Below are 13996 nucleotides of genomic sequence, written 5' to 3' on the forward strand. Positions count from 1 at the left end.
CAAAACACTTCGGATCTAGGCGCAAAGCACAGCCATAGCCGGGGCTATGGCGAGCATTTGCAACGACGAGCCGGGGTGTTTTGGCGTGCAAGGCGGGCATGGACGAGAGATTCTCAGCCTCTCAGAGCCCGGCGGGCGTCTTGTCGAGGGTGGACTGCACCTGTACCAGCAATGCTTCCAGGTCTTCCAGCTCGAAAGGCTTCATCAGCGTGCGCACATGGGGGCCCCAGCCCGATGGATGCGCACCCAGGTCATAGCCGGTGCACAGCACGACCCAGCGCTGCGGGTCCACCGCCAGCACCTGCCGGGCGAGGTCCGTGCCCGACAGCCCGGGCAGGCTCACATCGGTCACCAGCAGGTCGAAGCTGCCGGCCTTTTCGAGTTCCAGCGCCTCTTCGGCGGTGGCACAGGTCGTGATCGCGCGCCCCTCACCCTCCATCAGCATGCCGATGGTTTCGCGCAGTTCGGGGTTGTCCTCTACATAAAGGATTCGCATAGGGCGTCGTGTTCTCGAAGGCTGGCCGTGGTTGAAAGAAGCAAATGCCAGCGGCGATCATTCAGCAAAGCGCCGATTCCGCTTGTAGGACGAGCACCCATCGTGCAGCGCGGCCCTGCGGGGAAAGGCCCGGCCGGACGGAAAAACGGGGCCCCGTGGCCCCGCTGGGGTGGCTGGCAAAGCTTATTCTTCGAGCAGCGAGCGCAGCATCCACGCGGTCTGCTCGTGCACCGTGAGGCGCTGGGTCAGCAGATCGGCCGTGGGCTCGTCGCTGGCCTTGTCGGCCAGGGGGAACAGGCTGCGCGCCGTACGGGCCACGGCCTCATGGCCTTCGACCAGCACGCGCACCATGTCCAGCGCCTTGGGCGGCTTGCTCGGCGCATCGGCGACGGTGGCCAGCTTGCCGAAGTCGGCATACGAGCCGGGAGCGATGTGGCCCAGCGAGCGGATGCGCTCGGCAATCGGGTCCACCGCGTTCCACAGCTCGGTGTACTGCGCCATGAACATGGTGTGCAGCGTGTTGAACATGGGCCCCGTCACGTTCCAGTGGAAGTTGTGCGTGGTCAGGTACAGCGTGTAGGTGTCGGCCAGCAGGCGCGACAGGCCCTGGGCGATGGCAGCGCGGTCTTTTTCGCTGATGCCGATGTTGATGGTGGGGGCGGTGGACTTGGCGGCTTTGGCCATGGGAGCTCCTTCGTTGGGATGGTGGTCGATCAATCGATGGAAATACGCCGCACCGGTGGACCGGGAACGCTCCCGGCCAGGGCGCGGCGGCTTGCGGTCACTTTAGCGCAAGCGCCTTTTCCCTCACTGCATCTGGCCCAAATTGCCGATGCGCACCAGCATCTCGGTGAACATCTGCATGTCGGCATCGAGGTCCACCACTTCCTTGAATTCCTTGGCGTTGTGGGCCGTGTACTTCTTGCCGGGCATGGCGGGGCCGAAGTTGATGGCGTTGGGCATGAGCTTGGCCGTGGTGCTGCCGGCGGTGGACACCGGCTGGGCTGGGAGGCCCGTGGTGTCGCCGAAGGTGTTGAGCAGTGTGGACAGCCAGGCGCCCTTGGGGTCGCGCGCCATCCAGTTGCCCTGCTGGTGGTCGATGATCACCGGAACGGACGCCTGCGCGGCCCAGTCGTTGACCTTGACCTTGGTGGCGTGCACCAGGGCGTCGGGCGTTCTGCCGCGCGGCATGCGCACGTTCACCAGCACGTCGACCATGCCATCCTTCTCGCGCACGAGGTTGGGCGACATGGTCAGCGGGCCCATGAAATCATCGCCATAGGCCAGGCCGATGGTGCGGCCCAGGTAGTCCGTGCCGTAGAGTTCGGCAATGTAGCGCACGGCGTTGGCATAGCCGGTGGGCGCCACGGGCACGTCGGATTCGCGCAGGAACAGTGCCAGGCGCGGCAGCGGGTTCACGCCTTCTTCGGGGCGCGAGCCGTGGGCGGAGGTGCCGGTCACCTTGATCTGCACCGCGCTGGCGTCCTGCACCACGTCGATGCCGAAGCTGCCGCCCTGGGGCGTGTACTTGGCGATGAACGCGGCCTTGGCCGCGTTCAGGCGGGCCGCCACGGCAGCCAGGTCACCGCCCTGCAGACGCGCGGTCGCGGTCTGCGGCACGGCGTTGGTGGAGGCGGCACCGGCCATGGCAGCGATGTAGGTGAAGCCGGCCGGCGCATCCTGCAGCGGGAACGAGGTGCGCAGCGCGCCCGAGCCCTTCTCTGCGACCACGGCCGGGTACTTGCTGTCGAGCACGATGTTGTACTCGGGCAGCTCGGTCTTGGTGCGGTAGTACTTCATGGCGTCGCCACCGGTCTCTTCGGTGGTCTCGATCATGAGGCGGATGGTGCGCGCCAGCGGCAGGCCGCTGTCCTTGACGGCCTTCATCGCATACAGCACGGTGGCGATGGAGCCCTTGTCGTCGATGGAGCCGCGGCCATACAGGTTGCCGCCCACGCGCGTGAGCTTGAAGGGATCGAGGCGCGTGCCGTCCTCCAGCACCCATTCGTCGGCCACCACGGGCACCACGTCGGCATGCGTGAGGATGCCGAATTCTTCCTTGCCCGTGCCCGGCAGCTTCACCTCGAAGATGCGGTTGTCCACGTTGCGGTATTCCAGGCCGAAATCCTTGGCCATGGCTTCGACCAGCGCGCCGAAGGCGATGATGGCCTTGTCCTCGTGCGGAGGCACCTTGTCGCTGCGGAAGGTGGGAAGGGCGACCATGCGCGCCGTGGTGTCTATCACCGCAGCCTGGTTGCGCAGGCGGTTGTACAGGCCCAGCAGGCGGCTGATGTTGACAAGGTCGTCCCCGGCCAGCGGGGCCTTGGCCTTGTAGCCGGCCACGCTGGCCTGCAGCATGGGGTTCTCACGCGCGGCCTGCGCCAGGAACTCATCAAAGCTGCCCTGGGCGGCGGCGGGCAATGCGGCCACCAGGCGGTCCATATGGACCTTCTTGATCGTCGTGGCCTGCGGCGCGTTGGTCGTCACGCTGGAGCAGGCGGCAAGGCCCACGGCGAGGCCTGCGGCCATCAAAATTTTCTTCATCTCTGTAGCTTTCCTTGGGAATTGGGGAGCGCGGGACAGGTGCGGACGTCATGTGGCGCAGCTTCGCAGCACCGGGCCCCGTGTATGGCACGCCGGCGTGCCCTGCGCGGCGAAAGTGTATCGCTGCCGGCCCCAGCAGCGCCAGACATGCCCTGAAAGGCAGATTTCATTCCGACCTGCGCGCAAGGCAGGCGCAGAGCATGAAAGTGGCGCGACCCACGCCAGCGCCCCCTCGCAAGGGCCGCCCCGGCGCGAAGACGGCGTATCCAGCGCTTGCGCTGGGGGCGTCCCCCTCCCAGATTGCAAAGCAATATGAGAGAGGGGTGAAGGCGCGCAGCGCCTCAGGGGGTGCTCACCTCACGACAGGCGCGTGACGCCCGGCAACTCGCAGGCGTAGATCGCGTTGCGCAGCGCGGCAATGGCTTCGTAGCGCGTGAAGCTGCGCCGCCAGGCGAGCACCACGCGGCGCATGGGTGGCGGGCTGCCATCGTCCTCTCGGATGGGGATGTAGCGGATGTAGTTCTCGTCGCTCTTGCGCCGGCGCGACACCGTGAGCAGCGCATCGCGCGGCACCGACAGGCGCGGCACCAGGGTCACGCCCATGCCGGCCGCCACCATGTGCTTGATGGTTTCCAGCGACGAACCCTCGAAGGACCTGCGGATACCCTCGGCATTGCTGGCAAAGCGCGCGAACTCGGGGCAGACCTCCAGCACATGGTCGCGAAAGCAGTGGCCCGCACCCAGCAGCAGCATGGTTTCGCTCTTGAGTTCTGCGGCAGTGATGGATTTCTGCGTGCCCAGGGGATGGGTGCTGGGCAGGGCCGCCATGAAGGGCTCGTCGTACAGCGGCGCCATGGCCAGGCCGGTGTCGGGAAAGGGCTCGGCCAGGATGGCGCAGTCGATCTCACCGGTGCGCAGCATCTCAAGCAGCTTGACGGTGAAGTTTTCCTGCAGCATCAGCGGCATCTGCGGGGTGCGTGCGATCGAGTGGCGCACCAGGTCGGGCAGCAGGTAGGGGCCGATGGTGTAGATCACGCCCAGGGTCAGCGGCCCGGCCAGGGGGTCCTTGCCGCGCTTGGCGATCTCCTTGATGGCGGCCGCCTGCTCCAGCACGCTTTGCGCCTGGCGCACGATCTCGTCGCCCAGCGGGGTGACGGTCACTTCGCCGGCGCTGCGCTCGAAAAGCTTCACGTCAAGTTCCTCTTCGAGCTTCTTGATGGCCACCGACAGGGTGGGCTGCGACACATAGCAGGCATCGGCGGCGTGGCCGAAGTGCTTTTCGCGCGCCACCGCGACGATGTATTTGAGTTCGGTGAGGGTCATGGAGATTCCAGACGGGTAGACCCTGCATTGTGCAGCGCCGCGCGCCCGGCAACCCAGGGCGTGGTGCTGCAGCGGTGCAGAAAGAAGACCGGCAGCAGCACAAGAATCCTCGCACAGGCTGCAACGGCAGGGAAGGCCAGCGGGTGGGACACGGTGACGGCCGGCCACGGCTCGGCAACAGGGGCGTGCGTCATGGCGGGAGTCAGGCTTTCAGGTAGTCGGATTTTCCACCCAGCCAGCGCATCACGTGGCGCTCGGCCAGCTCGGCGTGGCGGTCCAGCATCATTGGCGCGAGTTCGCGCGCCCATTCGAGCAGGTGGGTGTCGGTGGCCAGGTCGGCAAAGCGCAGCAGCGCGTCGCCCGACTGCCGGGCCCCGAGGAATTCGCCCGGCCCGCGGATCTCCAGGTCGCGCCGGGCGATCTCGAAGCCATCATTCGTGTCCGACATGGCCCTCAACCGCTCCTTGGCGGTCTCGCCCACCCGGCCGCTGTCGTTGGTGGAATACAGCAGCACGCAGGCCGATGCCGCCGCACCGCGCCCCACGCGCCCGCGCAGCTGGTGCAGTTGCGACAGGCCGAAGCGCTCGGCATGCTCGATCACCATCAGCGAGGCATTGGGCACATCCACCCCGACCTCGATCACCGTGGTGCTCACCAGCACGCCCATCTGGCCGCTGCTGAAGAGCGCCATCACGGCCTTCTTTTCCGCCGTCGGCATGCGCGAGTGCAGCAGGCCGACCATGACACCGGGCAAGGCCTCGCTCAGGTCGGCGTGGGTGGCGGTGGCGTTGCTCAGGTCCAGCGCCTCGCTTTCCTCGATCAGCGGGCACACCCAATACACCTGCCGTCCGTCGTTTACCTGGGCGCCAATGCGAGCAATCACTTCGTCCTTGCGGCTGTCGGCAATGAGCTTGGTGACGATGGGGGTGCGCCCGGGCGGCAGTTCGTCGATCACCGAGACATCGAGGTCGGCGTAGTAGCTCATGGCCAGGGTGCGCGGAATGGGCGTGGCGCTCATCATCAGCATGTGCGGCTCCATACCCTGGGCGGCGAGCTTTTGCCGCAGCGAAAGGCGCTGCGCCACCCCAAAGCGGTGCTGCTCGTCGATGATGGCCAGCGCCAGGTTCTTGAAGCGCACCTGGTCCTGGATCACGGCATGCGTGCCCACCACCAGCGCGGCCTCGCCGCTTTCGACCAGCGCCAGCATGGCCGCGCGTTCCTTCTTCTTCTGCCCGCCCACCAGCCAGGCCACCCGCCTGCCGTGGGCCGCCAGCAGCGGTTCGAGCCAGCCGATCATCTTGGCGAAATGCTGCTCGGCCAGGATTTCGGTGGGCGCCATCAGCGCGCACTGCCAACCGGCGTCCATGGCGATGGCGGCGGCCAGCGCCGCCACGACGGTCTTGCCCGAGCCCACGTCGCCCTGCAGCAGGCGGTGCATGGGCACGCGGTGCGCCAGGTCTTTGGCAATCTCCACCCCGACCCGCCGCTGCGCCGCGGTCAGCGAAAAGGGCAGCACGGCCATCAGTTGTTCGTGCAACGGCAGCACGCCATCCACCACCTTGCGGGGGCGCAGCACCGGTGCGCGCAATTGGTCGCGCTCGCGGCGCGACTGCTGCTGCGACAGCTGCTGCGCCAGCAATTCCTCGGCCTTCAGGCGCTGCCAGGCCGGATGGCTGTGGTCCTCCAATGTGGACAGCGACACGTCGGGCGTGGGATGGTGCAAAAAAGTGAGTGCCTCGCGCAGATTGAACGCGCGGTAGCTGCCGTTGTCATGCCGGAAGACGGCATACGGCGGCTCGGTGCCGGCGGGCAGGGTTTCGGACAGGTCCACCCGGCTGAGCGCCCCCACCACAGCCCGGCGCAGGTAGGCCTGCGGCAGGCCGGCCGTGGTCGGGTAGACGGGGGTCAGCGCGGCCGGCAGCTCGCCGCCGGCCTGGCGAAAGGCCGGGTGCAGCATCTGCCGGCCCCAGAAGCCGCCCTTGACCTCGCCCCGGATGCGCAAGCGCGCGCCCACGGCCAGGGTTTTCTGGTGCGAGGGGTAGAAGCTGAAGAAGCGCAGTTCGCAGGTGCCCGAAGCGTCCTCGACCTGCACCAGCAACTGCCGGCGCGGGCGCAACTGCACTTCGCAGGCCGTCACGGTGGCTTCGATCTGCACCATCTGGCCGTCGCGGGCACTGGACAGCGGCGTGATGCGGGTTTCATCCTCATAGCGCAGTGGCAGGTGCAGGGCCAGATCGATGTCGCGCTTCAGACCCAGCTTGTGCAGTGCCTTTTGCGCCACGCTGGCGGTGGAGGGCTTGCTGGGAGCAGCAGCCGCGGGCATTTTGTTCAAAGGTTATCCGGCAGGGCGAAGGTTTCGGCAGTCAAAAAGGCTACCATGGTTACTGTTTATTACCTGATTTCGGCAGACCCCGGCGATCCGGACAGATTCCATGCTCAAGCGCATCAGTATTCAGCATCTCACGTTGGGCATGTACCTGCACGACTTCTGCGGCTCCTGGATGGACCACCCCTTCTGGCGTGCCAAGTTCGTCTTGAAGGACCCCAAGGATCTGGCGCGCATCAAGGATACGGCCATCGAGGAGGTGTGGATCGACATTTCCAAGGGCCTGGACGTGGCGGCGGGCGTGCGCTCCATCTCGCGCGAAGAGGCGGACATCCAGGTCGAGACGGACTTCAGCATGCTGGAGAACCTGCCCCCCCTGGTGGTCGATCCCCCGCCCCCTCCTGCCCCCCCCGCGCGCCGCCAGACACGCGGCAAGGCACCCGCCAGCATGCACAGCGAACTGCTGGCGGCCGCCTCGATCTGCGGCGAGGCCAAGCAGGCCATGGTCTCCATGTTCCGGGAAGCGCGCATGGGCAAGGCCGTGAATTCCGAGAATGCCCGCGGACTGGTGGAGGAGATTTCCGACTCGGTCACGCGCAACCCGGGCGCCCTGATCAGCCTGGCCCGGCTCAAGACGGCGGACGACTACACCTACATGCACTCGGTGGCGGTGTGCGCGCTGATGGTGGCGTTGGCCAAGCAGATCAACCTCAACGAAGAACACACCCGCAGCGCCGGCATGGCCGGGCTGCTGCACGACCTGGGCAAGGCGGCGATCCCGCTGGCGGTGCTCAACAAGCCGGGCAAGCTCACCGACAGCGAATTCGCCATCGTCCAGACCCACCCACAGGAGGGCTACGACATGCTCAAGGAGGGTGGCAGCGTGGAAGATGCGGTGCTCGATGCCTGCCGCCACCACCACGAGAAGATGGACGGCTCGGGCTACCCCGGCAAGCTCAAGGGCGATGAGATCAGCCTGATTGCCCGCATGACCGCCATCTGCGACGTGTACGACGCCATCACCTCGGACCGCCCCTACAAATCCGGCTGGGACCCCGCAGAGTCGCTGCGCCGCATGGCCGAGTGGACCAAAGGCCATTTCGACCCCCGCCTGTTCCAGGCCTTCGTCAAGAGCATCGGCATCTACCCCGTGGGCTCGCTGGTGCGGCTGACGTCCGGGCGCATCGGCGTGGTGATGGAGCAGGGGCAGCAATCACTGACCTCGCCCAAGGTGAAGGTGTTCTTCTCGACCAAGTCGGACCTGCGCATTCCACCCGAGGTGGTGGACCTGGCTGCGCCCGGTTGTGCCGAGAAGATCGTGGCCCGCGAAGACCCGGACAAGTGGAAGTTCCCGGACCTTAACCAGCTGTGGTCCGGTTTTGCCGGGCAGGCCTGGTAAAGGCAGCCCGGGCTGGCGTGGGAAAATAGCGCCCCTGTTTCTTTACCCCTTGGTACGGGCCCGTCCGGCCCTCAAGCTCCATGACTGTTTCTGCCACGCCGGCCCCGCGCCACTTCACCCTCAGCGATTTCGACTTCTCGCTGCCCCCCGAACTCATTGCCCAACACCCCGCTGCAGAGCGCAGCGCATCGCGCCTGCTCGACGGCCGCGCGAGCGCACCGGTGGACCGCATCTTTCGCGAGCTGTCTGGCCTGCTGCAAAGCGGCGACCTGCTGGTCTTCAACGACACGCGCGTGGTCAAGGCGCGCATCTTTGGCGAAAAGGCCAGCGGCGGCAAGCTGGAACTGCTGATCGAGCGTGTTTTGCTCGGTAACGAGGTCGTGGCCCACATGAAGGTCAGCAAGAAGCCCCTGCCTGGCGCCGTGGTGCACATGGCGGGAGGCTTGCACGGCGGCGGCTTCAACGCCACCCTGCTCTCGCGCTGGCCAGCCGAGGACGATGGCCCGCTGTTCCGCTTCGCCCTCCAAGGTCCGGCCGGCGAGACGCCGCACGAGCTGATGGAGCGCCACGGCCACCTGCCGCTGCCGCCCTACATCGAGCGCCAGCAGAATGCCGACCACGATCCCGACGCCGCAGAAGATGCCCAGCGCTACCAGACCGTGTTCGCGCGCGCACCCGGCGCAGTGGCGGCCCCGACGGCGGCCCTGCATTTCGACGAGGGTGTGCTCGCTGCGCTGGCTGAACGCGACGTGGAGCGTGCCAGCGTCACCCTGCACGTGGGCGCCGGCACCTTCCAGCCCGTGAAGACCGAGAACCTTGCCGAGCACCAGATGCACAGCGAGTGGTACGAAGTGCCGCAGGCCACGCTGGCAGCGCTCGAGCGTTGCCGCCAGCGCGGCGGCCGTGTGGTGGCGGTGGGCACGACGACGGTCCGTACCCTCGAATCCTGGGCGCGCAGCGGCCAGGCCTCGGGCGATACGAACATCTTCATCACCCCGGGCTTCCCCTTCCAGGTGGTGGACCTGCTGCTCACCAACTTCCACCTGCCCAAGAGCACGCTGATGATGCTGGTCAGCGCCTTTGCGGGCTATGACCGGATCCGGGAGCTGTACCGCCATGCCATTGCGCAGCAGTACCGGTTCTTCAGCTATGGCGATTCGATGCTGCTGGAGCGCCAGCGCTCCTAGTCCACTGAAACCGAGAAATCGGCTGTGCGTGAGGGACTGGCAGGGCCGCAATCTAGGCGCCGGGCGCAGCCGGGTTGCACACCCGGCGAGCACGGCAACGACGAGTGCGGCCCTGCCAGACCCTCACCCTGCGGGCCGGGGTTGCAGCGGGCACATCGCTGCGTTGCGGGCTTTGCCAAGGCGGCCAGCCTTGGCCGCAGCCCGCGCCTTGCGCTGCACCCGCTGCCACCCCGGCGCACAGCCGATTTCTCGGTTTCAGTGGACTAGGGCACGCTCAGCAGTTCGTGACGGTGGCAATGCGGGGCGCGGCCCCCTGTTCCGGCAGGCGATTGGCCGAGGGCAGGCGTACGCAGTAGACGCCGGCCTCGCTTTCCACGCGCGTGACGCGGCCTGAATACGCGTTCTGCCACTCCTTTTCGGTGAGGGTGCCCAGGGGCCGGGGCGCCGGGCTTGCCGCGTTCGCAGCGAGTGCCGCAGCTGCTGGCGAACCATGGCGGCGCTGCCATTCCCGCTCCTGCCGCGCCGCGCGGGCCACGCCCTCGGGGCTCCATTGGATGGCGGGCACATCGCGGGCATCGGAGGCGGCGGGCACCGGCGCAGGAATGGCAACCAGGCCCGGGCCTGTTTCCTGCGGCAAGGCCAGAACAGCAGGTGAGTGCACACTGCGGCCCTCGCGCACCGGCCCAGGCCGAGGTCCAGCCGACCGGGGGAGCTGCGCCGTCACCGGTTCTGGCGCGGGCGTTCTGAACAACGATGCCGCAACCTGCGGCGCCGTGATCCACAGGACTTCCATCGCCTGCCTGGCGGGCGGCTCGGGCACCCGCACGGCCGATGCCGGCAGCACCAGCCGCCACAGCAGCACCGCGTGCAGCAGCAGCGAAATCGCAACTGCAGCCCCGAGGCGCCGTCGGCCCGGGCGGTAGCCGTCAGGTGGCCACATCGTCCACGGCGCCGTCGTCCACACCGTTCTCGGGCGCCACCCAGGCGAGCAGGTCGCCGGGCTGGCACTGCAGGTAGTCGCAGATGGCGGCCAGGGTCTCGAAGCGCACGCCCTTGACCTTGCCGCTCTTGAGCAGCGAAAGGTTGGCCTCGGTGATGCCCACATGCGCCGCCAGGTCGCGCGACTTCACCTTGCGGCGCACGAGCATTTCATCGAGCGTGACGACGATGGGCATGGCCACCTTTCCGGCGCATGCCTCGGGAGTGGAGCCGCCGGGTCACTGCGCGGTCAGACGAACGCACTGGACTCCTCCTGCAGGCGCTGCCCCTCGGCCATCACGTGGGCCAGCAGCAGCATCATCAGGCCGACGATCAGCACGCTCATCTCGAACGAACCCACCGACAGCGCCACCTGCCCGCCGCGCTGGCCCGAGGCCAGCCAGGACAGCAGCGCCGTCACCGCCGCCCCGTGCACCAGCGAGGCCGCGAACATCGCGATGAAGCCCCAGCCAACGCCACGAAAGCCGCGCACCACCGCAGGACCGAACACCTCGCCACGCAGGAAGGCCGTGCAGATGCGGTGCAGGCACCACACGGTGAACAGCATGGCGGCGGTCGGCAGGCATTCGATGGCCACGCCCACCAGGCGCCAGCTCACGTCGATCTGCAAAGGGGCGGCAATGTTTGCCTGCAGCGCCTGTGAGGGCAGCAGCATCTGCGCCAGGCCGCCCGATTCGCCACGGCCCAGCAGCAGCCAGCGGGCCACGGAAAAGCACACGCCCGCCAGCGCGCACAGCAGTGTCAGCGCGTGCAGCCCGCGGGACAGGCGCCGGAAGGCCGGGCTTTGGATGGATACCATGGTGATTGCCTCATGTTTTCTGTAAAACAATAATAATATTCTGCCATACAGAAACAAAAAGGCAATCACCCGGTGCGCAGCCGCCCCCCAGGGCCGACAGCCGCTCTCTGATGCGTCAGAAAGCGACCGCGTGCCCGTCCTTGCGCGGGTCGGAGCCGGCGATGTAGCTGCCACCGTCGCGCAGCACGAGCTGGGCGCCGCCGAAGGCGAAGACGCCATTGCCCTCTTCCACCGTGACCTCGTGGCCGCGCGCGCGCAGTGCGGCGACCACCGCAGGGTCGAAAGCCGGCTCCACCGCCACGCCCTTGCCGCCGGTCACGCGCCAGCGCGGGGCGTCGGCTGCGGCCTGCGGGTTCTGGCCGTAGCGCAGCACGCGCAGGGCCATCTGCAGGTGGCCCTGGGACTGCATGGGGCCGCCCATCACGCCAAAGGCCATCTGCGGCGTGCCGTCGGCATGCATGGCGAAGGCCGGGATGATGGTGTGCGAGGGGCGCTTGCGCGGGGCCACTTCGTTGGCATGCCCTGGCGTGAGGGTGAAGCCGTGGCCCCGGTTCTGCAGGCTGATGCCCGTGCCCGGCACGACCACACCCGAGCCGAAGCCCATGTAGTTGGACTGGATGAACGAGACCATCATGCCGGAGGCATCGGCCGCGGCCAGGTACACCGTGCCGCCGGGGCGCGGCGTGCCGTGGCCGGGGTCGCCGGCCTGCGCGGCATCGATCAGTTGCGCGCGCTGCACCAGGTAGTCGGCGTCGAGCAGGTCGCGAGGCGTCACGGCCTGCATGGCGTCGATGTCGGCGTTGTACTGGTGCAGGTCGGCCAGCGCGAGCTTCATGGCCTCGATGCTGGCGTGTACCGTGTCCACATGGTCCAGTGGCTGGCCGCCGATACCGTGGGATTCGAGCATGCCCAGCGCCATCAGCGTGGCGATGCCCTGGCCGTTGGGTGGGATTTCATGGACCACCGAATCGCCGAAGCGCTGGCTCACGGTGCCCACCCAGTCGGCCTGGTGCGATGCGAGGTCATCCTCGGTCATAGCGCCGCCATGGGCGCGGGAATGCTCCACCATCTGGCGCGCCAGCGTGCCACGGTAGAAGGCCTCGCCCTCGGTCTGGGCAATCAGCTCCAGCGTGCGCGCATGGGCTTCGCTGCGAAAGATCTCGCCCGCGCGCGGTGCGCGGCCACCGGGCATGAAGCACTCGGCAAAGCCGGGCTGGCAGCCAAGCTTGGCAGCGCCCAGCGCCCACAACCGGGCGATGGTGGGAGAGACGGGAAAGCCATTGCGCGCGTAATCGATGGCGGGTTCGGCCAGCTTCGCGAACGGCAGCTTGCCCAGGCGTTTGGACAGGGCCACCCAGGCGGACACAGCGCCAGGCACGGTGACGGCGTTCCAGCCCGTCTCGGGCAAGCCTCCACGCTCGGCAAAGTATGCGGGGGTCCATGCGGCGGGCGAACGGCCCGAGGCGTTGAGCCCATGCAGTTCCTTGCCGTCCCAGACGATGGCGAAGCCGTCGCTGCCCAGGCCGCAGCCCGTGGGCTCGACCACGGTGAGCGCCATGGCGGCGGCGATCGCGGCGTCCACCGCGTTGCCGCCTGCCAGCAGCATGCGCAGGCCGGCCTGCGCGGCCAGGGGCTGCGAGGTGGAAACCACGTTGCGCCCCATCACCGCGCTGCGGTGGGAGGCATAGGGCAGGGCCCAGTCCAGGGCGGGGGTGTCGGCAGGGATGCGTGCGTTCATCGTCTCGGTCACTCCACGGAAATCTTGTGCTGGCGGATCACGGTGGCCCAGCGCGCGCTGTCGGCCTGCACCATGGCGGCGAACTTGGCGGGGGTGCTGGGGGCAGCGGGCTCCACGCCGAGCTTGGCCAAGCCTTCGGCCACCTCGGTCGACTGCATGGCCTTGGCAAAGGCCTTGTGGATGCGGTCCACCAGTGCCGGCGGTGCGCCGGCCGGCAGGTACACGCCGAACCAGGTCACCGAGGAATAGCCGGGCAGGCCCGACTCGGCCATGGTGGGCAACTCGGGCGCGAGCGCACTGCGCTTCTCGCTGGTCACGGCCAAGGCGCGCAGGCGGCCGCCCTTGACATGTGGCATGCCGGTGGGCAGCGAGTCGAACAGCACGTGCGTCTGCCCGGTCACGAGGTCGGGGATGGCCAGGGCCGTGCCCTTGTAGGGCACATGCATCATCTCGATGCCGGCCTGGGCGCTGAAGGCCGCGGCGTTCAGGTGCACGATGGTGCCATTGCCGCTGGTGGCGTAATTGAGCTTGCCGGGGTGGGCCTTGCCGTAGGCAATCAACTCGCCCACCGTTTTCACGGGCAGCGAGTTGGTCACCAGCAGCACGCTGGGTGCGTCGGCCAGGTGGGCGACGGGCGTGAAGTCCTTGCGCGGGTCATAGGCCAGGCGCGGCATCAGGTGGGGCGAGATGGCGTGCGTGCTGCTCGTGGTGAGCAGCAGGGTGTAACCGTCGGGCTGCGCCTTGGCGGCTTCGGCCGCGCCGATGGTGCCGCCGGCGCCGGGGCGGTTGTCCACCACCATCTGCTGGCCCAGGTCCTGCGCCACGCGCTGCGCGACCACGCGGGCCACGAGGTCGGTGGCACCGCTGGCCGGGAAGGGAACGATCACCCGCACCGGACGGTCGGGCCAGTTCGATTGCGCATGCGCGCCCGCACACACGGCCATCAGGCAGGCCAGGCCGAGCACGCTACGGCCCCAGGACAAAAGACGCATACGAAGCACTCCAGAAAAAGAACGGGGACATTAAGGACCGGGCACGCCCTCCCCCGCTATCCACAGGAACAGGAAGGCGGCGCAGCAGGCTTCATCTTAGGAATGTGGCAGCCGCATGACCACCACCAAATCAGCAAATAGCTTTGCCGTGCCGGCAAAGCGCTTCGCTTTTTGAGATGATCCACGGCAAACC

General features: G+C 67.7%; 13 protein-coding genes. 2 read left to right on the top strand and 11 right to left on the bottom strand.

Features of this window, described 5'->3' with window-relative positions:
• Positions 1–121 precede the first annotated feature (121 nt).
• The 6 genes from ACSQ3Y_RS31600 to recG form a co-directional block, all read right to left on the bottom strand.
• Complete coding sequence (locus ACSQ3Y_RS31600; protein ID WP_436179993.1) at positions 122–496, bottom strand: response regulator; 375 nt, start codon at positions 494–496, stop codon at positions 122–124.
• A gap of 183 nt (positions 497–679) precedes the next feature.
• On the bottom strand, positions 680–1180 hold the full coding sequence (locus ACSQ3Y_RS31605) for a Dps family protein (protein ID WP_057268547.1): 501 nt from the start codon (positions 1178–1180) through the stop codon (positions 680–682).
• Positions 1181–1303: 123 nt separating this feature from the next.
• The gene (locus ACSQ3Y_RS31610) at positions 1304–3040 is read right to left on the bottom strand and encodes a dipeptidase (RefSeq protein ID WP_428003256.1); all 1737 of its coding nucleotides are present in this window, start codon (positions 3038–3040) and stop codon (positions 1304–1306) included.
• Positions 3041–3397: 357 nt separating this feature from the next.
• A complete protein-coding gene (locus ACSQ3Y_RS31615; RefSeq protein ID WP_057268545.1) occupies positions 3398–4363 on the bottom strand; it encodes a LysR substrate-binding domain-containing protein in 966 nt (321 codons plus the stop codon).
• Positions 4360–4557: a hypothetical protein gene (locus ACSQ3Y_RS31620; RefSeq protein WP_436179994.1), complete on the bottom strand. Its 198-nt coding sequence runs from the start codon at positions 4555–4557 to the stop codon at positions 4360–4362. The genes ACSQ3Y_RS31615 and ACSQ3Y_RS31620 overlap by 4 nt, the downstream gene beginning before the upstream one ends.
• 8 nt (positions 4558–4565) lie before the next feature.
• Positions 4566–6686, bottom strand: coding sequence for an ATP-dependent DNA helicase RecG (gene recG / locus ACSQ3Y_RS31625; RefSeq protein ID WP_436180199.1), 2121 nt, complete (start codon positions 6684–6686; stop codon positions 4566–4568).
• A 109-nt stretch (positions 6687–6795) separates the two neighbouring features.
• Between recG and ACSQ3Y_RS31630 the strand changes: the two genes are divergently transcribed.
• Both ACSQ3Y_RS31630 and queA read left to right on the top strand, forming a co-directional pair.
• Entirely contained in the window at positions 6796–8088 is a 1293-nt protein-coding gene (locus tag ACSQ3Y_RS31630) for an HD-GYP domain-containing protein (RefSeq protein ID WP_436179995.1), read from the top strand.
• Positions 8089–8168: 80 nt separating this feature from the next.
• Positions 8169–9275 carry a tRNA preQ1(34) S-adenosylmethionine ribosyltransferase-isomerase QueA gene (gene queA, locus ACSQ3Y_RS31635; RefSeq protein WP_436179996.1) on the top strand — a complete coding sequence of 369 codons (1107 nt, stop codon included), beginning with the start codon at positions 8169–8171 and terminating at the stop codon, positions 9273–9275.
• A 274-nt stretch (positions 9276–9549) separates the two neighbouring features.
• Here queA and ACSQ3Y_RS31640 read toward each other — a convergent pair whose 3' ends face one another.
• From ACSQ3Y_RS31640 to ACSQ3Y_RS31660, 5 genes are all read right to left on the bottom strand, one after another.
• Complete coding sequence (locus ACSQ3Y_RS31640; protein WP_436179997.1) at positions 9550–10215, bottom strand: hypothetical protein; 666 nt, start codon at positions 10213–10215, stop codon at positions 9550–9552.
• Positions 10202–10450: a helix-turn-helix domain-containing protein gene (locus ACSQ3Y_RS31645; RefSeq protein WP_428003251.1), complete on the bottom strand. Its 249-nt coding sequence runs from the start codon at positions 10448–10450 to the stop codon at positions 10202–10204. Before ACSQ3Y_RS31645 ends, ACSQ3Y_RS31640 begins: the two co-directional genes overlap by 14 nt.
• Before the next feature lie 53 nt (positions 10451–10503).
• A complete protein-coding gene (locus tag ACSQ3Y_RS31650; protein ID WP_436179998.1) occupies positions 10504–11073 on the bottom strand; it encodes a DUF2975 domain-containing protein in 570 nt (189 codons plus the stop codon).
• A 115-nt stretch (positions 11074–11188) separates the two neighbouring features.
• Positions 11189–12811, bottom strand: coding sequence for a gamma-glutamyltransferase family protein (locus ACSQ3Y_RS31655; RefSeq protein WP_436179999.1), 1623 nt, complete (start codon positions 12809–12811; stop codon positions 11189–11191).
• A gap of 8 nt (positions 12812–12819) precedes the next feature.
• Entirely contained in the window at positions 12820–13803 is a 984-nt protein-coding gene (locus ACSQ3Y_RS31660; protein ID WP_436180000.1) for a Bug family tripartite tricarboxylate transporter substrate binding protein, read from the bottom strand.
• Positions 13804–13996 lie beyond the last annotated feature (193 nt).

The organism is Acidovorax sp. LjRoot66 (genome assembly GCF_964253305.1).
GTDB lineage: Bacteria > Pseudomonadota > Gammaproteobacteria > Burkholderiales > Burkholderiaceae_C > Acidovorax.

Bases quoted from the DNA above. Each gene is read 5' to 3' on its own strand.
- ACSQ3Y_RS31620 (WP_436179994.1), bottom strand. From the start codon at position 4,557: ATGACGCACGCCCCTGTTGCCGAGCCGTGGCCGGCCGTCACCGTGTCC.
- ACSQ3Y_RS31640 (WP_436179997.1), bottom strand. From the start codon at position 10,215: ATGTGGCCACCTGACGGCTACCGCCCGGGCCGACGGCGCCTCGGGGCT.
- ACSQ3Y_RS31650 (WP_436179998.1), bottom strand. From the start codon at position 11,073: ATGGTATCCATCCAAAGCCCGGCCTTCCGGCGCCTGTCCCGCGGGCTG.
- ACSQ3Y_RS31630 (WP_436179995.1), top strand. From the start codon at position 6,796: ATGCTCAAGCGCATCAGTATTCAGCATCTCACGTTGGGCATGTACCTG.
- ACSQ3Y_RS31615 (WP_057268545.1), bottom strand. From the start codon at position 4,363: ATGACCCTCACCGAACTCAAATACATCGTCGCGGTGGCGCGCGAAAAG.
- ACSQ3Y_RS31610 (WP_428003256.1), bottom strand. From the start codon at position 3,040: ATGAAGAAAATTTTGATGGCCGCAGGCCTCGCCGTGGGCCTTGCCGCC.
- ACSQ3Y_RS31605 (WP_057268547.1), bottom strand. From the start codon at position 1,180: ATGGCCAAAGCCGCCAAGTCCACCGCCCCCACCATCAACATCGGCATC.
- recG (WP_436180199.1), bottom strand. From the start codon at position 6,686: ATGCCCGCGGCTGCTGCTCCCAGCAAGCCCTCCACCGCCAGCGTGGCG.
- ACSQ3Y_RS31645 (WP_428003251.1), bottom strand. From the start codon at position 10,450: ATGCCCATCGTCGTCACGCTCGATGAAATGCTCGTGCGCCGCAAGGTG.
- ACSQ3Y_RS31655 (WP_436179999.1), bottom strand. From the start codon at position 12,811: ATGAACGCACGCATCCCTGCCGACACCCCCGCCCTGGACTGGGCCCTG.
- ACSQ3Y_RS31600 (WP_436179993.1), bottom strand. From the start codon at position 496: ATGCGAATCCTTTATGTAGAGGACAACCCCGAACTGCGCGAAACCATC.
- ACSQ3Y_RS31660 (WP_436180000.1), bottom strand. From the start codon at position 13,803: ATGCGTCTTTTGTCCTGGGGCCGTAGCGTGCTCGGCCTGGCCTGCCTG.
- queA (WP_436179996.1), top strand. From the start codon at position 8,169: ATGACTGTTTCTGCCACGCCGGCCCCGCGCCACTTCACCCTCAGCGAT.